The sequence below is a fragment of the Hyphomonas adhaerens MHS-3 genome (genome assembly GCF_000685235.1).
Taxonomy (GTDB): domain Bacteria; phylum Pseudomonadota; class Alphaproteobacteria; order Caulobacterales; family Hyphomonadaceae; genus Hyphomonas; species Hyphomonas adhaerens.
This window is the reverse complement of record NZ_ARYH01000001.1, coordinates 2077300-2102482: the sequence shown is the minus strand read 5'-3', so window position 1 is coordinate 2102482 and position 25183 is coordinate 2077300. Positions and strand designations below refer to the sequence as shown.

Sequence of the window (25183 nt, the reverse complement as noted above, 5' to 3'; positions counted from 1 at the left end):
TATCTTCGGAGAATGTTGTCATGCCGTACACTTCAAAAAAAGGGAGCGCGGCAGCCGTCTCCGGCCGCCACGCCCGTTGGAGGAACTCAGAAGTCGAAGGTCGCCGTTACACCGATCTGGCGAGGCGGACCGTACTGAACAAAATGGCCGCCCGCCGTTGCCGCCTGGTGCACGCGATATACTTCATCGGTAATATTGTGGGCCCAGAACTGAAGCGAAAGGCGGTCGCTCGCACGATAGGTCATGAAGGCGTTGAGCAGCGTTCGCGGATCGCGCGTTTCGATATTGTTGTTCGAATTGTCGTCGAAGATCTTGCTCTGGTAATTGGCGTCCACGCCGAACAACAGGGACCCCCAAGCATAATCGTCGGTTTCGTAGGACGCCGAGAAGGCAAGCGCATGTTCCGGCGTTCGGCTGAGCCTGTTCCCGCTCAGGTCGGCGACAATCGGCGTGCCATCGGCAAGAATCTCTTCCGTTTCAAGCAAGTTATCAAATGTTGCGTCGAGATAGGTATAGAACAGGCCGAGACGAATATTGTCGGTCGGCAAAAACTGGAATTCCGTTTCCACACCGCGGATCGTTGCATTGCCGGTATCCGTCACGACGCGGGATCCGCCTAGCCCCTGAGTGGCATCATCGATGACCTGAATTGTCTGAAGATCGGAATAGTCTTCGTTGAAGACTGAGATATTTGCCCGGCCACGGCCCGACCAGAAATCGCTTTTCATACCGACTTCATAATTGGTCACCGTTTCCGGAGCCGTCGCCAGCCTTGCGGTCGGCGCGTTGGGCTGTTCCTGAAACGCACCAGATTTGAATCCCGTCGAGATTGTCGCGAACAGGAAGACATTGGGGTTCAACTGGTAATCGCTACCGATCCGCCAGGTCCATTTCTGCTCGTCGGAAACACCCGGATTTCCATAGGTCGTGTAATTTACAGTTGGGTTGGCCCGGTCCCCGACCAGACGGCGGATCTCGTATTCCTTCGTTTCATCTGTGAAGCGAAGCCCTGCAAAGGCTGTCCAAGCACTGGTGAGCTCATAGCGGCCTTCACCGAAGACTCCAAAGCTCTTCGTGACGTTGGTGGCGATATAACGGTTTTCGCTGAGGTCCGGCACACTGGTCTCGCTCTCGCGCTGGCGGTCAACAGTGTCCTTCAATGCGAATAGTCCGCCAACCCAGTTGAACGGGCCGTCAAACTTTGTTGCCAGTCTGATTTCCGCTGATAGCGAATCGGCCTGTTCCTCCTTCAACACCTGGATGCCTGCAACCGGTACACCATTGGCCGCATTTCCCGCAGGCGTGGTTCCGTCGAAATCTTCCGATGTCGAATTGTCCAGATCCCGATAGGACACGTAGGTGGTCAGATCTGCCCAGCCCAGTGCGCTGGAATTGAGTTCGAGTTTCGTGCCCCATGTATCCCGCTTCAGATAGCCCGGCTGGTCGGGATTGGTGGCATTGGGCTTGTCCAGATCCTTGCTGCCATTGGGCGCAATGTTGAACCGAGCCGGCCCGGCTGTATCGTCGCTTGTGCCATCGATCGTGAAAAGAACATTGGTGGCATCGTCCAGCTTGTAGAGCGCGTGAAACCGGCCGCTGATGCGTTCGTCGTCGTCAAGAGGCCCGCCGGTGTTCAGGTTCGTGCGGAACCCGTCATTCTTCTTGGACGAGAGGGCGATCCGAGTCAGCAGCTTGTCCGTGACGGGGGTGTTCAGCACGAGATTATAGTCATGCTGGCCGTAATCGGCATATGTCGCACGCGCATGAATCTCAAATTCATCGACCGGCTTCTTTGTGATGAAACTGATCGCACCGCCGACCACGTTTTTCCCCCACAATGTCCCCTGCGGCCCCTTCAGAACCTCCACGCGTTCGACATCAAACGCATCGACGGACAGCATGGGACCACGCCCGAGGTAAACACCATCCAGGAAAGCGACGGATGATGGATCTGCACCCGCCGACTGGTTCGAACTGCCGATCCCCCGGATGAACGGACGCGGCGTTGTCCGCGGAAAGGCGTCCATGCTGAGGCCCGGTGTTGCGTCGGCAATCGACTGGATATTGTCGAGGCCCTTCTGCTCGATCACCGCACCGGAGAAAGCGGTGACAGTGATCGGTACAGTCTGCAGGTTCTCTTCGCGCCGCTGCGCGGTCACCGTAACTGCTTCGATTCTGAGGGACTTGTCGGCAGATCCGTCATTTTCCTGTTGCGCGTCTGCAACCCCATGACCGACAAGTACGCCAAGAGATGCGCCCATGAAAAGACGGCTTGCAAGTTTGATCATATATTCCTCCCAATAATGTCCGGCAATTCGCTGCTCTGAATTGTCGGGTTACCGGGAGATTGTCAGAATGCGTGGAAAGAATTTTCCAAAAGTCAAAATAGCGTTCGCCGCGCATTTTGTTTCATTGCTACACAGGTCAGGCCAGAGACTAGAAAAATGCGTATAGCCGGGCTCAACAACTGGATTTCCGAACTGGCGCCGCATATCCGGGAGGAATTGCGCGGCCGGATGCAAACGAGACATGTCCCGGCCGGACAGCTGGTCCGGGAGGCGGGCGATCCGGGACTCAGCATCTGCCAGGTAGATGAAGGCTATATCAAGCTTGTCGCAGACCTGCCGAGTGGGGAACGCGCGCTACTCGCCGTTTTTGTCCCCGGCAATGTGTTCGGAGAAACTGCCGTTATCTGTGGACGGAACCTGTTTCACACCACAATCGCCGCAACAGACGTGACATTGAGTGTGCTGCCGAAAGCGGAATTTGAAGCCTGTTATGCGCGCTTTCCGGAAATTCCGGAAGCATTATGCCGCAAGTTTGCCTATACGGTGTCATCCACCATCCGCTTCCGCGAAGTCAAATCCGAGCACCCGATTGGCGAACAGGTTGCCATCGTGATGCTGAATCTCGCCGAATGCAGTTCGACGCCCCGGATCGGCAATTCAAAGGAAATCGACATTCCAATCACGATCGCCGAGCTATCCGCCTTTCTTGGCGTGACCCGTCAGACGGTTCAAAAAGAGATAACCAAGCTCAAGAACGCCCGCCTGCTCAGCAAGTCCCTGAACCGTTGGAAAATCAATGACGTCGGCAAAGTGTCGGAGCTGATCGCATCTGCCGATGCTTCGGCCATTTGACAGTTGATCACTGGGTGAACGCCATATTTGCATTGTCGGTACACTCGGCGGTGGTGTCAGATTAACTCGAACCAGTCTCCGCTTTCGCGGACGAGCAGGCCTCAGGCCGCAACCAACTCGCGCCATTCGAGAAGAGCGGCGTCGCGAAGTGATTTGAACCTGGCCCTGCTCTCAATATTCCTTTGATGATTGAAGTGACTGCACACAGACGAATGGATAGAAGCGAATTTCTGGAGATTTCGCGTGCGCGGGAAGCGCAACATCCCATGGTATCTTCGTCGAAATAGCAGGTGTGAATTCTCCGCCCGGCCATGCAAATGCCGACGGACTTCTTGGCTATTCCGCATCCGCCTCCTTCAAGCCCGGTTCCTTTGATAATGCTTGCTCGCCCATTTCCACCACCTGACGGTTAGCTAATCTGACGCCGCAATTCGACAGAGCAGCAGCTCATCACAAATGTGATGAACCTTCTTAGCCAATGGCTCTCATAAGCCCGCCTCGACTAAGCTTTGCCAAATTGTGCGTTTGGGAAAGCGGGACTTATCGTGGCAGTCAGCAATACATCAGCGGAGATGACCGCCCGCCCCAAACTGGGCATATACCGCTATTACGTCCTTGCTCTTCTCACACTGAGCTATCTCCTCAGCTATATGGACCGCCAGATCCTCTCTATCCTCATCGAAGACATAGGGCTGGAATTTGCAGCGAATGGCCGCCCCATGAGCGATATGGCAAAGGGGCTTCTCATGGGACCGGCGTTCGGCATGTTCTATGCGACGCTCGGGGTGCCGGTTGCCATGCTCGCAGATAATACCAGCCGCAAGCACATCATAGCGAGCGCGATTTCCCTCTGGAGTATCGCAACTGCCGCCTGCGCCGCCACCTCCGGTTTTTCCTCCCTTTTTGTGGCGCGCATGATGGTCGGTGTCGGTGAGGCGGGAGGAACTGCCCCGGCCCATTCGCTCCTGTCCGACTATTTCAAAAAGATGGAAATCTCACGCGCTATCGCAGTGTTTTCATTGGGCACAGTGCTCGGCGCGACCATCGCCCTAATGGCCGGAGGTCTCATTGCAGACCTGACGTCCTGGCGCACAACTTTCCTGATTGCCGCAACGCCCGGTATCATTTGCGGTATACTTATTTTCCTGACGGTAAAAGAACCGAAGCGGGGGCGGTTTGAAGCAACGCCTGCGAGGCAGAGAAGGTCCTCATATACCAAGGCGTTGCCAGAACTCCTTAGCAACAAAGCCTATGTCGGCACAGTGCTATCCCACGCGTTTGCAGTTTTCATGGGCTATGTCATTACCTCATGGGGCGCGGCCCTGTTCATCAGGAATTTCGAAATATCCAAGACGCAAGTCGGTCTCATCCTAGGCCCCGCCATCCTCCTTGGCGGAGTGCCCGGCATGATGGCAGGCGGATACCTGTCCGACACGCTGAGCCAGCGCGATTCCCGCTGGATGGGATGGGTCCCGTCGGCTGGCTGCTTCTTGTGTATACCGATCTTTCTCTCTGCCCTATTTGTAGGCGGAGCACTTCCGATGGCCATACTGTTCGGGTTCGGCATCTTTGTCTTCAACATCGCCCATGCGCCCAGCCTTGGAATTATCCAGACCGTTATCCCTTCGAACATGCGCGCAACCGGCGCCGCATTCGCCCTCCTCCTGTCTAACGTCTTTGGACTAATTATTGGCCCTCCCCTCGCCGGCTGGATCAGCCAGAAACTGAAACCGGCATTTGGCGCAATGTCGCTGAACTACACCTTCGCAGTGTTGCTGATAGCAATGCTGATCGCTGGCATTGGATTTCTCTGGACAGCCCGCCAGCTGAAAGACTTCAGGATTTTGGGAGAGGCACATGCGGACGTCTTAAAGGAGAATGCAGTGTGAATATCGAAGACCTTAAAGCTGCGGCGGTTTTTCGCCCCCGCGGACGCATGTTCCATGAATTCAACATCGGCGAAACCATCTACCACCATTGGGGACGGACGGTGACCGCGGCCGATGCCATACAATTCACCTTTCTGACACTGAGCTATAATCCCCTCTACTTCAATTCTGAATACGCCAGAGCGCATGGGCACCCATGCTTGGTGGTGAACCCTCACCTTGTCTTCAACATTATTCTCGGCCTGTCGGTTGAAGATTGCTCAGAAGGAATCGCCGGGCCATTCCTTGGTGTTTACGATCTCACCTACCATTCCCCCGTCTACATTGGCGACACGCTCACCGCCCAATCTGTCACAACCGAAAAGCGGATCACAGACAGTGATCCCAACAAAGGGGTCATCACCTGGCATACTGAAGGCTTCAATCAGTCTGGTGACCGCGTGATCGATTTCCATCGCTCCAATCTAGCAAACTTGTCCGCCTCTGCCATGATACGCGAAGGAGCTCAGTAATGGGGCCACTTACACGCTTGACCAGCGGCAACAATTTTTTCGAGCATTTTGAAGTTGGTCAAACCCTTCGTCATGCGCGCGGCAAGACCGTGACCAACCTGGAAAATGTAAACATCACCAACATGGTGATGAACACCGCTCAAGGACATTTCAATGAGGATTTCATGACCCGTCTGGGTGGCGAAACCAGGAAGAATGCGCCGGGCGCCCGCAGCAGTCATGTCATCTCCTATGGTGGTGTGAATTTCTCTATTGTCCTCGGCTTGTCCTCTCAGGACACGATCGAAAATGCGCTCGCCGAGACCGGGCTTGATAAGATCAGCCTGAAACATCCAATCTTTCATGGCGACACGATCTACGCGTATTCCCGCGTGCTTGAGAAATACGACAGCAACCGCGAGGATGCTGGCTTCATCGTGTTCCAGCACTGGGGGGTCAACCAGAACGACAAGATCATCGCCGAGCTGCAGCGGACTGCCCTGATCAAGCGCCAATCACACTGGGGCAACCGCTAATGAGTTTTGGGGCGCTGTCTGACATCAGGATCATCGACCTGACACAAATGCTCGCCGGGCCATATGGCACGATGATGCTGGCGGATCATGGCGCCGAAGTGATCAAGGTTGAGCCCCCCACCGGTGACATGACGCGTCCGAACGGTCCATGGCACGACGACGACATGCTGCGGACCCATGGTGGTTATTTCCAGAGCGTGAACCGGAATAAGAAGTCGATCGTCCTGGATCTGAAATCCGTCGAAGGCCGGACAGTACTACTCGAGTTGATCAGGGACGCCGACGCCATCACTGAGAATTTTCGGGTCGGTGTCATGGACAAACTCGGCCTGTCCTACGAAGTCCTTCGTGAAGAGAACCCCAAGCTTGTTTACGGCGCCCTGCGTGGCTTCGGTGATCCGCGCACAGGCAGGTCACCCTATGCCGAATGGCCAGCCTTCGACGTCATCGCGCAGGCGATGGGTGGGATCATGGGAATAACAGGCCCTGATCCCGATCATCCGACAAAAGTCGGCCCAGGCATCGGCGACATCGTTCCGGGCATGATGCTTGCCTTCGGTGTCCTCAGTGCAATTCACCATGCCCGCCGAACCGGTACTGGACAATTCGTGGATGTTGCAATGCTGGATGCGGTCCTGGCGGTGTGCGAGCGGGGCGTCTACCAGTATGATATCACTGACCGCATTCCCGTACCGATCGGTAACGGGCATCCTTTCATGTGTCCTTTTGGAATGTATCCGGCGAAGGACGGACACGTCACCATCGCGGCTCCGCATCAACGCTTCTTCGAATTACTTTGTGATCTCATAGACGCACCGGACGTCAAGGCAGACGAACGTTTCGCCTCTCCGGAGCAACGTAGTCGGCACCGGGACGTTCTGGAACGCCTTCTCTGTGATGTCACATCCCATTTCACCAAAGCCGAACTTTCTGAACGGCTGGGCGGAAGAATTCCGTTCGGCCCCGTTCTCCAAATGGACGAGATCGCCGAAAATCGGCATTTCGCGGCTCGCCAGATGATCGTGCCGGTCGAACAGCCCGGCTCCACCCAGATGACCCATGTTTCTGGCATTCCCGTGAAGCTCAGTGAAACTCCGGGAGGAATTCATCATCGTGGCCCGTATCTCGGCGAGCACACCGAGGAGGTTCTGCGCCAAAGCGGGATTACAGATTCAGAAATTGAAAAAATAAAGGCGGCTTTGCCAGCCTGAGTGAGAAGGAACACAGACTGATGAGCAAGCGAAAACGGACCATGCGCCTACGCCGCAGCCAGCTCGCCGTCCCGGGCGTAAGTGAAAAGATGCTGACAAAAGCCGCAGCATCCCAAGCAGATCATGTATTCTGCGATCTTGAAGATGCTGTCGCTCCTTCCGCAAAGGTTGGTGCACGGCAAACCATTGTAGAGGCACTCAACGGCCTCGACTGGGGGGATACGGTCCGGTGCGTTCGCGTCAATGACGTCACCACCGAATGGTGCCATGAGGATATCATCACCATCGTGGAAGGCGCGCGAGAAAACGTCGACACGATCATGTTGACTAAGCCGATGACCATTTCCGACGTCCGGTTTGCTGACACGCTGCTGTCCCAACTGGAAAAGAAACTCGGACTGAAAAAGTGTATCGGCCTAGAATGCCTGATTGAAGAAGTTGAGGCGATGCAGAATGTCTGGGATATCGCCCATTGTTGCGAACGCCTTGAATGCCTTATCTTTGGAATGGGCGACTATGCCGCGAGCCAAGGCATGGCGATCAAGCATATTGGCGGAACGGGTGGCTATCCCGGCGATATTTTCCACTACCCTCGTTACCAACTCACTATCGCTTGCCGTGCGGCAGGTATCGACGCAGTCGATGGTCCGTTTGCAAACTTCAAGGATACCGATGCTTATCGCGAAGAATGCAAACGTGCCCTCACCCTCGGAATGGTCGGTAAGTGGGCCATTCATCCTGCACAAATCGAACCAGCACTGGAGGTCTTCTCACCGATGCGGGATGACGTTGATTTCGCGCGCGAAATCATTGACGTGTACCGCAGGGCGGAAGCGGAAGGCATTGGCTCGATAGGCCACAAAGGCGTCATGGTAGATGCCGCCTCCGCCCGCCTTTTTCAGAACACTGTTGATCGTGCCGATCTGATCGGGATGTAGGTAAACAAGCGCATAGAAAAGGAAGGGCATCACAATGCCAGATATGGTCACTCCGGCTCCCACCCAGACCGGTTATTGGACTGAAGAACGCCTGATGATGCGTGACATGGCGCGCGACTTCGCCATGAATGAAGTCCTCCCGGTTGCAAACAAACTCGACCCGGAAAAGGGCGACATCCCTCAAGATCTGATAGACAAAATGGGAGAGCTAGGTTTTTTTGGAATTCTCATTCCGGAAGAATATGGCGGGTTGGGTCTCGGCTATTTCGAGTATTGTATCGTGGCCGAAGAACTTTCCCGTGCATGGATGTGCGCTGGATCGATCATCGCCAGGGGGAACACTTTCTATCGGTCCATCCCGGCACGCAACGAGACTGAGAAGCGCGAGAAGATCGCACTCATGGCCGAAGGAAAATACCTCGGCGCCATGGCGATGTCAGAGCCAAATGCAGGCTCAGACGTCGCCTCAATCACCTGCCGCGCTCGCAGGGAGAATGATGATTGGGTTGTGACAGGGAACAAGTACTGGTGCACATTTGCCGATAGGGCAAACTTCCTGAACGTGGTCTGCCGTACAGATACGGATCCCAACGCACCGCGATGGGCCGGACTGACATCCATAATGTTTGAAAAGAAGCCCGGCACCTTTCCAAAGGGTGTTTCCAGTGCGTCAATTCCGAAAATAGGCTATTTTGGATGGAAGACGTTCGAACTCGCATTCGATGAGGCTAGGACGCCGGCGCTGCCATCCCGTGAGTTTGATGGTGGTGCCTTCAAAGCTATTGCATCCGGACTCGAGGGTGCCCGTGCCCACACAGCGGCCCGCTCAATCGGTCTCGCCCAAGCGGCCCTTGAAGATGCCATAGCCTTCTCAAAAGAACGCGTCCAGTTTGGGCAACCGATTAGCGACTTTCAGGCCATTCGTTTCAAGCTTGCCACTATGGCAACGGAAATCGAAGCGGCGCGCCAACTTATGTATCATGTCTGCAATGAGATCGACTCCGGCCGCCGCTGCGACAAGGAGGCAGCAATGGTCAAATATTATGCCGCTGAGATGGCCGAGCGGACGACCAGTGAAGCCCTGCAAATTTTGGGGGGGGCTGGCTACACAACCCTGCATGCCGTGGAACGCTACTGGCGTGATGCGCGCCTCACGAAAATCTTCGAAGGAAGCTCAGAAATTCAGCAGCGCATCATTTCCGATGCCATTCTCGGCAAGCCGACAAAAACCTAGGAAAAAAGGAAATGCTCTTCGCGTTCTTTCAGTGTTCTGACGGACCTTGCAAGTTCATTGAGCGCGTCCAGGATCAGATCCTTTTTGGCTTCCACCCGTTCAATTCGTCCGCCACACCCCGCACTCATCGCGTAGGCGCCGGGCATGCTTGGAAGCAGTATTGCAATTGCCCCGAGCCCCCGCATGGTCTCCCCTTTTGAAAAGGCGTACCCCCGGCTTTGGGTGAGCTGCACCTGTTCAATCGCGTTCCTGGCGGTTTCTCGCCAATAGTCCTCCTTTGCCTCAGATATTGTTCTACGGACTATTTTTCCAACCACGTCCTTGCGTTCCAGCGTCAACAAACACCAGCCGGTCGAGCAACAAGCAAGTGGGTAGAGCATACCAGACTCCACTTGCGCGCGCGTAGGCGAGCTGCCCTTCTGCGCGATCAGATACTGAGAGTACATGCCGTTGCGCATGGCGAGTATTGTCGATTCACCGGTCAGCCTTGCCACTTCGCTCAAAAGGGCGGGCAACTGGCCTGCCCTTTGGTGCTGGCGGCGCATCCAGGTGCCAAGAAGCGATACGCGTAACGTCGGATAGTAGGTCCGGTTCTGTTCATTCTTTTCAAGGTACCCGAGAGACACCAGTGACTTGGTAAGCACAGACGCGCTGGATTGCGGAATATCTAACGCATCAGTGATTTGCTTGATTGTGAGTGGCCGCTGCTCAAGCGAGAAGAGTTCAAACAATGCTAGCGTCCGCTGAGACGATTTGATCGAAGTATCCATGCCTGCCTCACGATTTGGCGCATTTATCCACGCCCCTGATCATATATGTAATGGCGCACACTTGGCACATCATATACGTGATGAAAACATCTGGTGCATTGGCGCTTTATCGCCCACCATTGAAGTTCCCGGTGCAGCGTTGATTAACGGCGCCATCGGGAGGAATAAATGAAAGTAAGATTACTGACCTGCACTGCGCTGGTGTTTTCTGGTTTGGCTTTTCCGGCAATTGCCCAGGAAAGCTCAGACGCATCGGATTCGGTCTCTTCAATCGAGAACAACACCGATACGAACTCAGCGCGTCGTCTGCCTAGCGTTGTCGTCGAAGCCCAACGCCGCGAGCAGGATATTCTTGACGTCCCAATTGCCGTAACCGCGTTTGACGAAGAGGCTCTGGAAGTCGCGGGCGTGGTGGATATTCTCGACCTCAACCTGGCCAGCCCCAGCTTCTTTGCCAATACGTTATCGGATCCGATTGGCAACTCCCCGGTACGAATTCGCGGTATCGGCACGGGAGGTGGAAATCCCGGCTTTGAAGGCGCAGTCGGCATGTATGTGGACGATGTCTATCGGTCCCGTTCGGGCGCCGCCCTCACGACTTTTTTCGACATGGGGGGCGTGGAAGTTTTGCGTGGCCCTCAAGGCACACTATTTGGCAAGAACACCACTGCCGGCGCCATCGTTCAACGCACGGCCGCACCGGTTTTCGATGAGTTTCAAGCTAAACTGCAAGCTACAGCCGGCAATTACGGCAAGCGCAGTGTCGAAGGCATGATCAACATCCCGATGGGAGAAAAATTCGCTTTTCGCCTGGCAGGACTGAACGATGAAACGGACGGATTTTTTTCCAACCCGGTCGACGGGCGGGACACCGCGTGGAGCAAGAACAAGGCAATCCGGGCTTCTCTTGCTTTCGAACCTACAGACCGGATTTCCGGTCGCCTGACCTATGACTGGAGCAAATGGGACTCCCCCGGGAACTTCGGTTCATCGACCCGTATCGATAATACAGACACGAATGGATTAAATAACACGATCTGGGCACAATCGGCCTTGGACCAGTCCGCTGGCGGTGCAGGCTATTGGTACTGGACACCAGATCCAACTGGAACAAACCCCGGTGCAGCGGATCCTTTCTCCTACAATATCGCGACCAACCATGATTCTGATGCTGTTTTGGATCAGGAGGGTCTCACGCTGAATCTCAATTTCGATATTTCAGACAATCTTCAGCTGCGCTCCATCACGGGATATCGGGAAATTAACAATGACAATCAAGGGGGAGACTGGGACTTCGGTCCGCTCGACTTCGGCGGCAGCCTCAGCCTCTATTTTGACTTCGAGACCTTCTCGCAGGAATTTCTCCTCAATGGCTCCGTGGGGAACAAATTCGACTATGTCGCTGGCATAAACTATTTTACCGAAGAAATCGCCTATACACGCAAAGCAAGCGTTGGCAGCCAGTTCGGGCCCGTATACAGCCAGCTGCTGACAGGCGGGACAATACCAGGTGATGTACTTGGTTCCGTTGGCGTCGACTTCCAGAATTCTGCTTTCACACAGAACGAAACCTCCTGGGGCCTGTTTGGACAGGGCACGTACCACTTTAACGATCAATGGAGCGTGATTGCCGGACTCCGCTGGAATTCTGTCGAGAAAGATGGTTCGCACAAAAACAATGCAGCGATCGATCGTGAGGATTACTACGATCTCATCACGAGCTCGGCATTTGCCTTCTACGCACTCAATGGGTCCGGTCTGTCGAGCCCCGACTTCACCGCGAGTACAGAAGACGAAGAACTCACATATGACCTGACACTGCAATACCGTCCTGACGACGATATGCAATTGTATGCAAAGTTCGCCCATGGGTTCAAAGCGGGTGGAATAAACCTCCAGAATGATGCAGCAGGTGGCCAGCCAGCCATCGGCGGTACAAACATCATCAATGGTCGTTCTTATCTCGACGATACGCCGGAGATTGTGACTTTTGCACCAGAGTTTGTAGACGCATACGAATTAGGCTTTCGCTGGGAATACCTCGGCGCTGGCCGTCTGGGTGTGACATTGTTCCGGTCCGAATTCGAGGACCTGCAGGTCTCCACTTTCAATGGGCAGGTATTCGAAGTCATCAATGCGGGAACATCCTCGACCGAAGGTATCGAGGTCGAAAACTACTACATCTTCAATGACAATCTGTCGGCGAACATGTCCCTGACCTGGATGGACGCGTCGTATGGCGACGACGTGGTGAACCTGCCAGCCGGACGTCAGCGCGGCTTGTCTCCCGACTTGTCGCTCGTATTCGGCGGCCAGTATCAGCGCCCCATCACGGAAGCGATCGATTTCTACGCAAATGCAAACTACTCATACTATTCTGACATGTTCCTTGGTGAAGGGGATGGCTCAAACGCCCTGAGCTTCCAGAAGCAAGATGCATATGGCGTATTCGGTGCCCAGATTGGCGTGCGCGTGACCGGAGATTGGGACGCCCAGATCTTCTGCAAGAATTGCTTCGGAGAAGAGTACTTCACCTACGCGTTCAACCAACCTTTTGTCTCCGGGGGATCCCCCATGGGCAATCCCGGTGATCCGCAAACATATGGGGTGCGTCTGAAGAAAGAGTTCTAGGCGTTTCCTCCTTTTGTGCCTGGATACACCAGCCTGACGGCCGGCGGCGCAAGCCGCCGGCCATTTTTTCAAATGCTCGTCCCTACCGGTCAGAATGACTGCGAACGCTCTATCAGGCTCCAAAAAAATCCGGACCGCAAAAGAGAATGCTGTCTGCATGAATAGGTCAGAAATGCCCGCCCCAAACACTTCCCCAGAACAGGAGCATCCTCAATGATCCAGCAAGAACTGACAGAGGCTATTGCAACGATCGCTGCGTCTTACCAGCACCGGGACTTTCCGGATGATGTAGAACTCCTCGGCCGGCTCGTTGTCCTTGACAATATCGGTTGTACTATACGGGGTACCAGATCCTCTCTCGTCCAGCTGATGGCCGAAGAGTTATTTGAATGCAGCATCGACGCCCTACCCCTGTTGTCTGGGCAATTGAATGGTTCGCTCAATAACCGCGCGATGCTTCACGCGGCGGCCGCTCATGCAATCGATTTCGACGACACGCTCGTACCGGCAATGTCCGCCCATGCCGGCAGTGCAGTTGTCAGCGCCTCCCTCCAACTGGCATGTGAACTCCGCGCATCAGGACCAGACCTAATAACAGCCGTTGTCGCAGGGTACGAAACCGCCGCTCGAGTGGGCGCGCTCCTTCATCCCGACCATTACTTACTCGGCTTTCATCCAACCGCGACTGTCGGTGTCTTCGGTGCCGCCGCTGCTGCTGGTCAGCTCCTGAAGCTCGACTCTACAAAGGCGCGCGCAGCTCTTGGTCTCGCAGCCACTCAAGCTTGCGGGCTTAAGTGCACTTTCGGCACGATGGCGAAGCCCTACAACGCCGCACACGCCGCATCATCCGGACTGCTCGCAGCCCGCCTGGTTGCTCGCGGCTTCACAGCCCCACTGAATGCTCTCGAAATAGAGAAAGGGTATCTTTCCATGTTTTTCGGCCTCACCGAAGGGGAACGAAAAGTCGAGAACCCGGGCATTTTCCGCATTCGTGATAATGCATTCAAGTTCCACGCTGCTTGTCACGCAACACACCCGATGATCGAAGCGCTGCACGCCGTCGTCGCGGAGCATGCCTTCGACGTTCACCGCATTGCCCGCGTCGATGTATCTACAACTCCACTGAGCTTGCGGACCGCTTCTGTTGGTGAGCCCAAATCAGGTCTTGAGGGCAAGTTCTCCTTCCCCCATGTTGCTGCGCTCGTGCTCGCCGGACGCGACACAGCCTCCGATGAATCCTACAGTCAGGCTGCCGTAGAAGATAAGACGCTGTCCTTTCTGAGACCCTTGGTTCATGCAAATGAGACAGGAACAGATACCTTCAAAACAAGCGTTTCGATTTCAATGCTCGATGGTGGACATTACGAATCCAGCTTTGATTTTCGAGACCTGATGAGCAACGTAGAGACTGTCAGCAGACGTGTTGGGACCAAGTTTTTGAGCAATGCTTGGCACGCTGTCGGACACGAAAAGGCCGAGCGTCTCAGGTCGGGCATAATGAATCTGTCCGACGCTTCAGATGTGCGAGATTTACTCGCTGTCAAATGACGCGGTCATGGCGACCGACATGCAATCTTCTGATGGAAAGGTGAACCAAATCCTGTGGAGACCTCCAACCCGGGGTCCATGAGGGGTTAGACTAATTTCTGTGTGACGTTTTTGGTCTGCATATAGGATTTGATCGCACTGAGCCCGCGCTCTCGGCCGATGCCGCTACGCTTGTACCCGCCCGTCGGAACCTCCACAGCCTGCGCATGCCAAGTGTTGATGTAGACCGTTCCTGCCTGAAGCCGTGCGGCGACACGGTGAACACGACTTGCATTCTGCGACCACACTCCGGCGGCCAGCCCGTATTCCGTATCATTAGCGATCGCAATGGCTTCATCTTCTGTATCGAAGGGGATCAGCACGCCTACAGGCCCAAATATCTCTTCACGAACGATCTTCATATCTGGCGTCACGTCCGTATAAATGGTGGGCTCTATATACAGACCACCTTCAAGCCCTTCCCCTCGCGCAGGGCACCCACCGGTGATGAGCTGCGCACCTTCTGCATTTGCACTTTCGAAATAGTTCAACACTTTTTCGTATTGCATCCGATTGGCGATGGGACCGAGGCAGGGAAACGGCTTTTCCACACCTATGGGGATACGCCGCGCCGCCGCGGCAAGCATCTCCGCCAACTTGTCATGAATTGAGCGCTCAACAATAATTCTCGTACCGGAGGTACAAATCTGTCCGGAGTTTGCGATAAAGCCGAACAGCACTTGCGGCACAGCGACCTCCAGCTTTGCATCAGCGAACACGATATCCGGTGATTTTCCGCCCAGCTCCAGAGTGGCCGGCACAATCCGCTCCCCGGCGATCGCACCTATCCGGGCTCCGGTTGGCACAGATCCGGTAAACCCGATCTTTTCAATACCCCTGTGGCGCACCAGCGGCTCACCCACATCTGGCCCGGTTCCGGTCACAACATTCAGAACGCCCGCCGGCAAACCTGCTTCACTAGCAATTCGCGCGAGTTCGACAGTTGCGACCGATGTATATTCGCTCGGCTTCAAGACAATCGTATTGCCTGCAGCCAGTGCGGGCGCCACGCTCCGTGCAGCCTGATTGAGCGGCGCATTCCAAGGCGTGATGATACCAACCACACCATAAGGCTCATAAAGCGTATAAGCGAATGTCCCTTCATCTACCGGGATCGTATCCCCAAGCACCGAAGGCGCCAGACCGCCATAATAGGTAAAATATTCAGCTGAGCTGGCAATGACATCGGGAGATGCCTGGGCTGGCATACCCATTTCACGCGTCTCTATCTCAGCAAGCAACGCTTTATGCTCAAGCAGAGCTTCCCCGATTCTCTGAATAATTGCCCCGCGGTCAAGTGGCCTCATGGCAGCCCAGGCGGGACTCGCTGCCTTGGCCGCAGCCACCGCTGCTTCGACATCCGTGGCATCGCCTGATGCGACGCTCGCGTACACCCGACCGTTCGAGGGGTCGATAGAGTCGAAATAGGTGCCCAAGTGAGGCGGCACACTCCGCCCGTCGATGAAATGGTCGGCTATCCTCACTTTTGCTGACGCGGTTGCGGCATCTTGTGACATCGTTCTACACCTTCCAAGCATCTCTTTCCCAATAGCCTAGCCAGATCATGCGTGTTCGCAGTACGCACGCCCCCAGTTCATCATGTATGTGATTCCGAAAGAACGGCGCTGGTTTTGCGCGCCGTACTCCTCAACAAGAAGAACAGTGAGAATGACAGGATAGTGCCGCTTGTTTCAAGATTTTGACCTTCTGCAGATTTTCGACAAGAATTCGTCCCCACAAGCCTGTCTTGCTGTTCAGTTCGCAGCCAAGATCGCGTGCGAACTCGGTGCGAGAACTTATATCTCTGCAGAAGAACAGGGCCCCGCCCTGGCACAGTTATCCCACATTGAGCCTGCCCGAGTTGAAACGTCTCCGATCAGTTGGGCTCACGACACTTCCAATGGGCGGCATCGCGTTATTCTGCGTGCCGCACAATCCGGCAGAGAAAAATGCCTCGATGGATCTATCAGCAGCGTCACTATCGAACTCGAGCGATGGCAGTCCGAAAATACGCTCTTTGCTGCCTCCGGACTGGCCCGTCTTCTTGGTGATCCTGACCGCGCACCTCTGGTTCCTGCCGCAAACTACGGGGCGCATACGATCGGTTATGCCGCTTTTGCCGCACTGACGGCTGTCGCTGCGGCACGGTTTCGGCATGGACGGGCAGAACAGGCCTGGCTGCATGGAGAGGCGGCGCTCGCCTGGATTAACTGGAAAGCCGCCATCGCCGGTACGCTTGGTGAAGATCTGAAACGCCAGGGCGAAGGCGCTGAATGGCCGGTCCTCGCCTGCAGGGACGGACATGTCGCCTTCGTCTACACAGAGAGAGACTGGAACAAGGTCATCGAAATGATCGGCAATCCTGTCTTGAACGATGAACGCTTCAGCAGTTTTAGCAGCCGGGCCAGACATCGTGCAGACTATATGGCTCCGATAGCCGAATGGTGCGCCGGCCTGACCAAAGCCGATCTTGCAAAGATCTTTGTTGAGCGGGAAGTTCCCGGAGCCCCTGTGTCGACAATTGAGGACCTGTTTGCCGACCCACTGCTTACGCATCGAAACGCATTGGTAAGAACACCGGAAGGCAGCATCGCTCCAGCTTTGCCGCACAGGATTGAGCGGGAAATGACAGGTGGTACGCCCAAGGAGGATTCTGATGGCTCGCTTCCGCTAAGCGGCCTGAGGGTTCTTGATCTTGGAATCATTACTGCTGGTGCTGGCGTATCTGCGCTACTTGCCGATATGGGCGCGACAGTAATCAAGGTCGAATCCGATACCTACCCCGACCCTTTCCGCTCCTGGGCCGGAGCGGCCGGTGGTGACTCACCACTGTTCAAAAGCAACAACAGAAACAAACAGGGCATCACTCTGAACCTGAAGACCGATGAAGGCCTGAGAGAATTTCTGAAACTGGCTGAAACCGCCGATATCGTTGTCGAAAACTTCCGTCGCGGTGTGCTCGACCGCCTGGGCGTCACCTTCGAGCGTTTAGTGCAGGCGAATCCGACAATCCTGCTCGCCTCTATTTCGGGACAAGGACTGTCCGGCCCGGGAGCCCACCACACGACGTTCGGGTCAACGCTTGAAGCAAGTTCGGGATTTGCGTCTCTGACAAGCTATGATGATGGCGTCCCGGTCATTTCAGGACGGAACCTGAACTATCCGGACCAGACAGTATGCCTCTATGGCGCTGCAGTGATCGCGGCACAGGCCATCATGTGCCGACATAACGGCGTCGCCCGGCATCTCGATATTTCGCAAAGAGACTGCGCCATCTACCAAATCGGCGATATTATTGCCCGGGTCGCGGACGGCGTAGCCAGCGATGCCAGACCTGCTGATACGATTTTCCGTCGACCGGATGCCCCAAATATGCTGCGCTGTGCAGACGGCGAGTATGTCGCAGTGAATTGTGAGGACCCCGCCCTCCTTGAAGCCCTCTTATCGGGCTGTCCTCTGATGGACTGGGCCGCGCTATGGAATGCTGCCGACTGCGCTCAAACACTTCTGGACGCAGGCATCGGCGCAGCAGTGGCACGCAGTGGAAAGGACCTGTCCGATGCGCCGGCCATCCGCTCCGCCGGGGCCTTTGCGACCAGCCCAAGCGGCGACTTGGTCAAGGGCTTTCCGTTTCAACTCCTGCAAACGCCAATGCGGATCCACAGCAATGCGCCTGGAATAGGCGAGCATACTCACATCATTCTCAACTCCCGTGAGGAAACGCCCCATGTCGATTGACTTCACGTTCGGCGGTCGCCTGAAAGTACCGCTTATCGTTTCGCCCATGTTCCTCGTTTCGAACCCACCTCTTGCGCTGGCATGTTGTTCGCGTGGCGTGATGGGCAGTTTTCCGGCACATTCCACTCGCAATCGAGACGTCTTTGCAAACTGGCTGGAGGACATGGAACGCGGTCTCGCCGAGATGGAGGCACCCGCGCCATTCGCCGTCAACCTAGTGGTTCATCCGACGAACGAGCGCTATCCGGGAGACCTCGAACTCTGCATTCAGCACAGGGTTCCAGTTATTCTTACCTCGAAAGGTGCTCCTGACGATGTGTTCAAGCGTATCCACGATTATGGCGGAGTCGCATTCCACGATATCGCGTCGGCCAGGCATGCGGAGAAAGCTGCGGAAGCAGGTGCCGACGCACTTATTGCCGTATGCGCCGGCGCAGGTGGACACACGGGTACGATCAACCCCTTTGCCCTCCTGAATGAAGTTCGTCAGGTGACTGACAAGCCAATCATACTTGCGGGAGGCATGAGCACGGGCCAAGACATTCTCGCCGCGCAAGCCATGGGTGCATCCGCATGTTACTTCGGCACCCGCTTTATCGCCACCCGCGAATGCCTGTCGGATGACGCAACACGGGACATGATGGTCGCAGCAACCGCTAAGGACATTTTTTTCTCGGCAGCACTGGACGGAGCACCGGCGAACTGGCTTCGCCCGAGCCTTATCCAGGAAGGTCTGGACCCAGATGAAATTGCCGCCTACACACCCGGTCAGCGCGTTCAGAATCAGGCTGCGCGCGCACGCTACTCAAAGATCAAGTCCGCCGGGCAAGGCGTCGGCATGATCGAATCCGTGGAATCCGCCGCGGACCTCTGCGACCGGATCATCGACGAATACAACCGATCGAAGCGCGCATTCGCAAACAATCTTCTTCGCACCACTGCCTGATATGCCACCATCACAGACATGATGCATGCCGACCCGAGCAGCGGCCCAACCACTCTAATATGCTTGAGTGGCTTAAACACCCGCCAAGCGGTGCATAGGAGGAGGTCCTGCCGATGACTTACGTCTTGAAGTCCATTTCAATTCTGGTCGCAATTGCAGTCCTTGCCACGTGTGGCGGGCCGGCGCCGACGACCAATAGCGAGAATAGCGCAACGGCTTCGCATCAAGATGCATCGCTGACGGTCGATGACGCGCGCCTCAGGGCAGCAGACGAAACGCCAGGAGATTGGCTCAGCTATGGCAGAAATTACAGTGAAGACCGATACTCACCGCTCGACCAGATCACAAAGGAAAACTTGAGCGAACTCGGGCTTGCATGGACCCTGGAACTCACCTCGACACGTGGTGTTCAGGCAACGCCGCTCGTCGTTAATGGAATTATGTACTTCACCGGGCCCTGGTCAGTTGTTTACGCAGTCGACGCGCGCACCGGCACACAGATCTGGACCTTCGACCCAGAAGTCCCACGGGTCAAAGCGATCGATTTGTGCTGTGGCGTCGTAAATCGGGGGCTTGCCCTTTACAAGGGCGCGGTTTTCGTTGGCACACTGGACGGACGCCTTATCTCCATCGATGCGGCGACCGGTGAACAAAACTGGTCCGTCATGACCGTACCGGACGGTGGCAACTACTCAATCACCGGCGCACCTCGGATTGCAAACGGCAAGGTATTGATCGGGAATGGCGGCGCAGAGTACGCGAATGTCCGCGGCTTTGTTACGGCATACGATGCAGCGACCGGCGATCAGGTCTGGCGCTTTTACACAGTGCCCGGGGATCCATCGCAACCCTTGGAGCAACCAGAACTCGAAATGGCGGCGAAGACCTGGACCGGCGAATGGTGGAAAAACGGTGGCGGCGGCACAGCATGGGACAGCATTGTCTACGATCCCGAGTTCAACCAGGTTCTTGTCGGTGTCGGCAACGGGTCAAACTGGGACCGCGCGATCCGCAGCCCCGACGGGGGCGACAATCTCTTCCTTTCGAGTATCGTCGCTTTGGACGCCGAAACCGGCGCCTACAAATGGCATTATCAGACCACACCCGGCGACAGTTGGGACTATACTGCAACCCAGCCCATTATTCTCGCCGATCTCGACATAGCCGGAGAACGCCGCAAAGTGCTGATGCAGGCGCCGAAAAATGGCTTCTTCTACGTGCTCGACCGAACGAACGGCACACTCATCTCGGCTGCGCCATTCAGCTATATGAACTGGGCGACCGGCATTGATGAAAATGGAAGACCGATTGAGACTGACAATGCACGATACCAAGACGGCCGGACCCACTGGATTACGCCAAGCTCTCATGGCGCCCACAACTGGTTCCCGATGTCTTACAATCATGAAACCGGGCTTGTTTATATTCCAGGTGTTATTCAGTCTTCACCTTACGGAACGAACGACGACTCGCCCAATATGACGGGCGGAGTTCTACGCGGCAGCGACATTGCGGTCTCAATTCCATTCCGTGCCTGGAACGAACAAGTGATTGATCCGAATGCTCCTCCACCAGGAGTAAGCAGCGGCGAACTCATCGCTTACGACCCAATCAGGCAGGAACGAGTTTGGGCGATCCCACAACCAAGTCGCTACAATGGTGGACTCCTATCCACCACCACAGGCCTTCTTATGCAGGGGGACGCAGAAGGTTTCTTCCGTATCCGTGATACGGAAACCGGTGAAGTCCTCTGGGAGTTCGATGTAAATTCGGGCGTTATCGCTCCACCCGTCACATATCTGGTTGATGGAGAGCAATATATCACAATCATTGCCGAATGGGGTGGCGGCCAAGGCCAGACCTTTCGTCTTACCGACGCCCTCTACTCCGGCACTGTGTACACATTCAAACTCGGAGGGACGGCGGAGACGCCACCGAAACGTCCTTCGGACCGGCGCAAACTTACGGAGCTAACCACAAACGCCAGCCCGGTCGATATTGGTTGGGGCTATACGCACTATTTTCAGAACTGCGTCGGCTGCCACAGTTTTCCAGGCGGAAATGGCGGCGCAATTCCCAATCTCGCGCGATCTAACAAAGCCGTTTTCGACAATTACCAGGGAATCATCCGCGAAGGCGCCTTCGCCGAGCGTGGCATGCCCATGCAGAACCATCTGAGTACAAAGGATATTGAGGATCTGCGTGCCTATGTCATCTTTGTCGCCCAATCCCTTCGGGCGGGACAATCGCCATTAGAGATCAACCGCACCGTCGCAGATTATCAAAAAGCAGCCTGGGCGGCTGGCCCACAGGAAAGTGTATCTTCGCAAGGGCAGGAGGAGCCGGAAAAACAAGGATCCCTGCCAGGTGGAGATCCCGTGGCGGGAAAACGCGCAGCAACAATATGTTCTAGCTGCCACACGTTTGAAAAGGGTGGCGATACGCGCATCGGCCCCAACCTGTGGAACATTGTGGGAAAAGATATCGCATCATCCAAAGGCGTACACTACTCAGACGCATTGTCCGGCCTCGAAGGGACATGGACCCCCGAAAAGCTCAACGCCTTTCTCGCGTCGCCTTCAGAATTTGCGCCCGGCACAGCTATGGCGATCAAAATCCCCCGCGAACAGCAACGCGCCGACATCATCGCCTTTCTGAAGACCATGAATTCAGATTAGTCACGATGGTGCTGTCAGACGGGTGCAAACCAGTCTCCGATATTCGCGGACTACCGGGTGCTACGCAACGAGAAGTTCGCGCCACTCGCGAAGAGCGGCGTCACGTAGCGATTTGAACCTGGGCCTGCTCTCGACATTCCTTTGATGATTGAAGTGATTGTATACAGACGAATGGACTGAAGCAAATTTCTGGAGACTTCGCATTCGCCGGAAGCGGGACATTGCGCGTTCTCTTCGTCGGAATGGCAAGTGTGAGTTTTCGGCGCGATTGCTCAAATGCCAGCGACACTCCTGGCGCCCGGCATTTCCAATCACCTTCATGGCAGCCCGATACGATCGGCACCTGTCCGTCACCACAATCTGCGGATTCCCGTACCGTTTCATTGCTTTTCTCATGAATTTCAATGCGGAAGCCTTGTCCCGAGTCTTCATCACAAAGGACTCCAGAACCTCACTTTCGTGATCGACCGCTCGCCACAGATAGTGAGTCTGCCCACGGATCTTCACGAAGACCTCGTCCATGTGCCACTGCCATTGCGGCGATTGTCTCATTCTTTCAGATCGGTGCTTGCGAATCTTGTGCGCGAAGAAAGTCCCGAACCGGTCGACCCAGTGACGGACCGTTTCATGGCATATATCGATCCCGCGCTCTTGAAGCAGGTCTTCCACATTGCGCAACGACAGCGGAAATCTGACTTACATCACCACCGAAAGCTGGATGATTTCAGCTGACGTCTTGAAATAGCGGAACGGGTTCTTGGTCATCTTCCAAGGCTAAACGCCCAGCCCTACGCCTCAAGGCCATTTGCCCTGACAATGCCAGTACCAAGCTTCGGCTTGAAGCGCCGTTCGGGGTCAGGCGACGCGGGAAGGAATCGAGACTGGTTTTTGGGGTGGTCCAAACGGCGCCTGACCCGAAACTGATCCGGATGATTGCCCTTGCCCATTCCTGGCTGGAGGAAATCAAGGCGGGCATTCTCATGAAGGACATCGCCAAGCGTTATGGGTGGCAGACGCTGATGGTCCGGCAGCGCATTCAGCTGGCATTCCTGTCGCCTGCAATTGTCGGGGCGATCCTGGATGGACGACAGCCCGAGGGGCTGACGCTGACGCAGCTCGTAACGTCCGACATTCCACTGGACTGGGATGAGCAATGGGCAGCGCTGGGGTTTGACGCAGCTCCCTGATACCGGCAATCTGGTTCCCTGTTCTCCGAAAACATTTCCCTGTTCGTCTTCAGGAAATTCCCTGTTCCTGAAGTAGGGAATTTACCCAAAACCTATTGATTTTGCGTGTGTTTCCAGGCGCACTGCGGGACGTTTCCCTGTTATTTTTCCAATTTTCCCTGTAAATCGCGGGTTATCAGGGAAATCGGGCCTGAGGGTACTGTTGCATTTGGCGAATGGAGACGGCGGCGGATTTTGGGCGCAAAATCTACCCTGTTCCGGAAACGGAGACGCAGCCTTGGCGCGAAAGCCCGCGGTGTGTGGGGCTTTGCGCGGAGGTAGCGGTACTTTTCTCTGTATGAGGGGGTGGCTGGCGGAGAGAGAGGGATTCGAACCCTCGGAACCCTTGCGAGTTCACTAGTTTTCGAGACTAGCCTATTCAACCACTCTAGCACCTCTCCGCGCCGGTGTTGAAGCGCCGTCACCTATAATGACTGCGCGCAGATTTCAACCACCTGAAAACGCCTGAAGATGATATTTGACAGCGCTGCCGCTTTGGTGTTTACCCCCCGCTTCAGGCGCGGGGTCGGCGACGGCTCCGCGCGAATCCCGTTTATTTCCATGCCGGAAGGATGAGACCCATGTTCGCGGTCATCAAGACAGGTGGCAAACAATACAAGGTCGCTGAAGGCGATACGATTGTTGTCGAAAAGCTTAATGCCGACGCTGGCAAGGATGTGGTGTTCGATACCGTCCTGATGCTGGGCGAAGGCGCAAATGTGACGGTTGGCGCGCCCCTCGTGGCTGGCGCGGCTGTCACCGGCGAAGTTGCTGAGCAGACCCGTGGTGACAAAGTCATCACCCGCAAGAAGCGCCAGCGCCAGACCTACCGCCGCACGATCGGCCACAAGCAGCACCTCACCGTGGTGAAAATCACCGGAATCAGCGCCGATGGCGCCAAGAAGCCGGCCAAGAAAGCTGCTGCCAAGACGGAAGAGGCCCCGAAGGCTGAAGCCGCTGCGCCGAAAGCCGAGGCCGCTGCTGCCCCGGCCGCCGAAGCAGGTGCTGCCGACAATCTCAAGAAAATGACCGGCATTGGCCCGGCGCTTGAGAAAAAGCTGAACGGCGCAGGCATCACGACCTTCGCTCAGGTCGCCGCCCTCACCGACGCGCAGATCGCCGAACTGGAAGAGCAGCTGGGTCTTTCCGGCCGCTTCGAAAAGGACGGCTGGGTCGAGCAGGCAAAAGAACTCGCAAAAGACGCATAAGGCCTGTATAAGGCCCTCCGCTAAAGGATCAGGAGCAGACTATGGCTCATAAGAAATCAGGTGGTTCGTCCCGTAACGGCCGCGATTCGAATCCGAAGTATCTCGGTGTGAAGAAGTTCGGTGGCGAGCATGTCATCCCGGGCAACATCCTCGTGCGTCAGCGCGGCACCCAGAAATGGCCGGGCAAAGGCGTCGGCATGGGCCGTGATCACACCCTCTTTGCGCTTACCGAGGGCAAGGTCGAGTTTGCGAAGAAGGCCAAGGGCCGCGTCTACGTAAACATTGTACCGGCAGCGGAAGCAGCAGAATAGCGGCTGACAGCGCGGCCGCGGGAACGTGGCCGGATCGCTTCAGACGATCAGTTTCCAGGGGGAGGCAGGCCACTGTCTCCCCCTTTTTCAATGTCTCCCCTGCTGGCTAACGACTCAGGAAGGAGTCACAGCATGAGTGCCGTCATAACCACAGACAGGCTCACCTTGCGTCGCATCTGGCTGGAAGACGCTCCCACCATCACCGATTTGGTGAACCAGCCACAGATCTACAGAATGGTGGTCAGCATTCCGGCTCACCAAACCGTGGCACAGACGGAAGACTGGATCGCAAAGCACCCATCCGGGCGGGAAACCAACACAAGGCACATCCTGGCGATCGAGCAGGACAAGCGCCTGATCGGAGTCGTCAGCGGCGAGCGGAAGGACACGCACCTGCCCTTCAATGTCGGCTACTGGCTGGCGCCGTCTGCCTGGGGAAATGGCTTTATGACCGAAGCGGCGGGAGCGCTGCTGCAGTGGCTGCGCGACCGGGGCGAACGCGCCTTCGTCTCCGGCTACCTGGTCGACAATCCGGCTTCAGGCCGCGTGCTGGAAAAGCTGAGGTTCATGAAGGCGGACCGGCGCAAAGTATTCTGTATGGGCCGGGGCGAGCGCGTCGATCATTTCGACATGGCGCGCGTTGGCTGAA

General features: G+C 55.8%; 19 protein-coding genes, 1 tRNA gene and 2 pseudogenes. 16 read left to right on the top strand and 6 right to left on the bottom strand.

Annotated features, from left to right (window positions below; genetic code table 11):
• Positions 1–86: 86 nt before the first annotated feature.
• Positions 87–2288: a TonB-dependent receptor gene (locus HAD_RS10340; protein ID WP_035570895.1), complete on the bottom strand. Its 2202-nt coding sequence runs from the start codon at positions 2286–2288 to the stop codon at positions 87–89.
• A 156-nt stretch (positions 2289–2444) separates the two neighbouring features.
• Between HAD_RS10340 and HAD_RS18000 the strand changes: the two genes are divergently transcribed.
• On the top strand, positions 2445–3140 hold the full coding sequence (locus HAD_RS18000) for a Crp/Fnr family transcriptional regulator (protein ID WP_051596114.1): 696 nt from the start codon (positions 2445–2447) through the stop codon (positions 3138–3140).
• Between the two features lie 101 nt (positions 3141–3241).
• Here HAD_RS18000 and HAD_RS18855 read toward each other — a convergent pair.
• Positions 3242–3475 (bottom strand): annotated as a pseudogene (locus HAD_RS18855) (IS6 family transposase); the annotation flags it as partial.
• A 237-nt stretch (positions 3476–3712) separates the two neighbouring features.
• Between HAD_RS18855 and HAD_RS10330 the strand changes: the two are divergent.
• From HAD_RS10330 to HAD_RS10305, 6 genes are read left to right on the top strand one after another with little or no spacing between them, the layout of a single operon-like run.
• Positions 3713–5029, top strand: a complete 1317-nt coding sequence (locus tag HAD_RS10330; RefSeq protein ID WP_035570894.1) for a spinster family MFS transporter — start codon at positions 3713–3715, stop codon at positions 5027–5029.
• Positions 5026–5541: a MaoC family dehydratase gene (locus HAD_RS10325; protein WP_206741254.1), complete on the top strand. Its 516-nt coding sequence runs from the start codon at positions 5026–5028 to the stop codon at positions 5539–5541. The genes HAD_RS10330 and HAD_RS10325 overlap by 4 nt, the downstream gene beginning before the upstream one ends.
• 17 nt (positions 5542–5558) lie before the next feature.
• Entirely contained in the window at positions 5559–6056 is a 498-nt protein-coding gene (locus HAD_RS10320) for a MaoC family dehydratase (RefSeq protein ID WP_206741253.1), read from the top strand.
• On the top strand, positions 6056–7267 hold the full coding sequence (locus HAD_RS10315; RefSeq protein ID WP_035570892.1) for a CaiB/BaiF CoA transferase family protein: 1212 nt from the start codon (positions 6056–6058) through the stop codon (positions 7265–7267). The genes HAD_RS10320 and HAD_RS10315 overlap by 1 nt, the downstream gene beginning before the upstream one ends.
• Before the next feature lie 20 nt (positions 7268–7287).
• Positions 7288–8205: an HpcH/HpaI aldolase/citrate lyase family protein gene (locus tag HAD_RS10310; RefSeq protein ID WP_035570890.1), complete on the top strand. Its 918-nt coding sequence runs from the start codon at positions 7288–7290 to the stop codon at positions 8203–8205.
• Positions 8206–8239: 34 nt separating this feature from the next.
• Positions 8240–9439, top strand: coding sequence for an acyl-CoA dehydrogenase family protein (locus HAD_RS10305; protein WP_051596113.1), 1200 nt, complete (start codon positions 8240–8242; stop codon positions 9437–9439).
• Here HAD_RS10305 and HAD_RS10300 read toward each other — a convergent pair.
• Positions 9436–10209, bottom strand: a complete 774-nt coding sequence (locus HAD_RS10300; protein ID WP_035570889.1) for an IclR family transcriptional regulator — start codon at positions 10207–10209, stop codon at positions 9436–9438. The two genes, HAD_RS10305 and HAD_RS10300, sit on opposite strands and share 4 nt — an antisense overlap.
• Before the next feature lie 168 nt (positions 10210–10377).
• Between HAD_RS10300 and HAD_RS10295 the strand changes: the two genes are divergently transcribed.
• Both HAD_RS10295 and HAD_RS10290 read left to right on the top strand, forming a co-directional pair.
• Entirely contained in the window at positions 10378–12840 is a 2463-nt protein-coding gene (locus HAD_RS10295) for a TonB-dependent receptor (protein ID WP_035570888.1), read from the top strand.
• A gap of 213 nt (positions 12841–13053) precedes the next feature.
• Positions 13054–14388, top strand: coding sequence for an MmgE/PrpD family protein (locus tag HAD_RS10290; RefSeq protein ID WP_051596112.1), 1335 nt, complete (start codon positions 13054–13056; stop codon positions 14386–14388).
• Positions 14389–14474: 86 nt separating this feature from the next.
• Here HAD_RS10290 and HAD_RS10285 read toward each other — a convergent pair whose 3' ends face one another.
• Positions 14475–15863, bottom strand: coding sequence for an aldehyde dehydrogenase family protein (locus HAD_RS10285; RefSeq protein WP_206741252.1), 1389 nt, complete (start codon positions 15861–15863; stop codon positions 14475–14477).
• Between the two features lie 250 nt (positions 15864–16113).
• Between HAD_RS10285 and HAD_RS10280 the strand changes: the two genes are divergently transcribed.
• The 3 genes from HAD_RS10280 (at position 16114) to HAD_RS10270 (ending at position 21789) form a co-directional block, all read left to right on the top strand.
• A complete protein-coding gene (locus HAD_RS10280) occupies positions 16114–18165 on the top strand; it encodes a CaiB/BaiF CoA-transferase family protein (protein ID WP_035570887.1) in 2052 nt (683 codons plus the stop codon).
• The gene (locus HAD_RS10275) at positions 18155–19111 is read left to right on the top strand and encodes an NAD(P)H-dependent flavin oxidoreductase (RefSeq protein WP_035570886.1); all 957 of its coding nucleotides are present in this window, start codon (positions 18155–18157) and stop codon (positions 19109–19111) included. Before HAD_RS10280 ends, HAD_RS10275 begins: the two co-directional genes overlap by 11 nt.
• Positions 19112–19224: 113 nt before the next feature.
• The gene (locus HAD_RS10270) at positions 19225–21789 is read left to right on the top strand and encodes a PQQ-dependent dehydrogenase, methanol/ethanol family (RefSeq protein WP_051596110.1); all 2565 of its coding nucleotides are present in this window, start codon (positions 19225–19227) and stop codon (positions 21787–21789) included.
• 60 nt (positions 21790–21849) lie between these two features.
• Here the strand turns inward: HAD_RS10270 and HAD_RS10265 are convergent.
• Positions 21850–22554: pseudogene (locus tag HAD_RS10265) on the bottom strand (IS6 family transposase).
• A gap of 128 nt (positions 22555–22682) precedes the next feature.
• On the opposite strand from HAD_RS10265, the gene HAD_RS10260 reads away from it, so the two are divergent.
• Positions 22683–22976 (top strand): hypothetical protein, encoded by a 294-nt coding sequence (locus HAD_RS10260; protein WP_035570883.1) that lies wholly within the window; start codon positions 22683–22685, stop codon positions 22974–22976.
• 350 nt (positions 22977–23326) lie between these two features.
• Here the strand turns inward: HAD_RS10260 and HAD_RS10255 are convergent.
• Positions 23327–23416, bottom strand: a tRNA-Ser gene (locus HAD_RS10255).
• Positions 23417–23596: 180 nt separating this feature from the next.
• Here HAD_RS10255 and HAD_RS10250 point away from each other — a divergent pair.
• From HAD_RS10250 to HAD_RS17995, 3 genes are all read left to right on the top strand, one after another.
• A complete protein-coding gene (locus HAD_RS10250) occupies positions 23597–24223 on the top strand; it encodes a 50S ribosomal protein L21 (RefSeq protein WP_035570882.1) in 627 nt (208 codons plus the stop codon).
• A 41-nt stretch (positions 24224–24264) separates the two neighbouring features.
• A complete protein-coding gene (gene rpmA / locus HAD_RS10245) occupies positions 24265–24534 on the top strand; it encodes a 50S ribosomal protein L27 (RefSeq protein WP_035570880.1) in 270 nt (89 codons plus the stop codon).
• A 132-nt stretch (positions 24535–24666) separates the two neighbouring features.
• Entirely contained in the window at positions 24667–25182 is a 516-nt protein-coding gene (locus HAD_RS17995; RefSeq protein ID WP_051596108.1) for a GNAT family N-acetyltransferase, read from the top strand.
• The last annotated feature ends 1 nt before the right edge of the window (position 25183 follow it).

Excerpts from the sequence above, each read along its gene's own strand:
- HAD_RS10340 (WP_035570895.1), bottom strand. The coding sequence starts at position 2,288 with ATGATCAAACTTGCAAGCCGTCTTTTCATGGGCGCATCTCTTGGCGTA.
- HAD_RS18000 (WP_051596114.1), top strand. The coding sequence starts at position 2,445 with ATGCGTATAGCCGGGCTCAACAACTGGATTTCCGAACTGGCGCCGCAT.
- HAD_RS10330 (WP_035570894.1), top strand. The coding sequence starts at position 3,713 with ATGACCGCCCGCCCCAAACTGGGCATATACCGCTATTACGTCCTTGCT.
- HAD_RS10315 (WP_035570892.1), top strand. The coding sequence starts at position 6,056 with ATGAGTTTTGGGGCGCTGTCTGACATCAGGATCATCGACCTGACACAA.
- HAD_RS10310 (WP_035570890.1), top strand. The coding sequence starts at position 7,288 with ATGAGCAAGCGAAAACGGACCATGCGCCTACGCCGCAGCCAGCTCGCC.
- HAD_RS10305 (WP_051596113.1), top strand. The coding sequence starts at position 8,240 with ATGCCAGATATGGTCACTCCGGCTCCCACCCAGACCGGTTATTGGACT.
- HAD_RS10300 (WP_035570889.1), bottom strand. The coding sequence starts at position 10,209 with ATGGATACTTCGATCAAATCGTCTCAGCGGACGCTAGCATTGTTTGAA.
- HAD_RS10295 (WP_035570888.1), top strand. The coding sequence starts at position 10,378 with ATGAAAGTAAGATTACTGACCTGCACTGCGCTGGTGTTTTCTGGTTTG.
- HAD_RS10290 (WP_051596112.1), top strand. The coding sequence starts at position 13,054 with ATGATCCAGCAAGAACTGACAGAGGCTATTGCAACGATCGCTGCGTCT.
- HAD_RS10275 (WP_035570886.1), top strand. The coding sequence starts at position 18,155 with ATGTCGATTGACTTCACGTTCGGCGGTCGCCTGAAAGTACCGCTTATC.
- HAD_RS10270 (WP_051596110.1), top strand. The coding sequence starts at position 19,225 with ATGACTTACGTCTTGAAGTCCATTTCAATTCTGGTCGCAATTGCAGTC.
- HAD_RS10250 (WP_035570882.1), top strand. The coding sequence starts at position 23,597 with ATGTTCGCGGTCATCAAGACAGGTGGCAAACAATACAAGGTCGCTGAA.
- rpmA (WP_035570880.1), top strand. The coding sequence starts at position 24,265 with ATGGCTCATAAGAAATCAGGTGGTTCGTCCCGTAACGGCCGCGATTCG.
- HAD_RS17995 (WP_051596108.1), top strand. The coding sequence starts at position 24,667 with ATGAGTGCCGTCATAACCACAGACAGGCTCACCTTGCGTCGCATCTGG.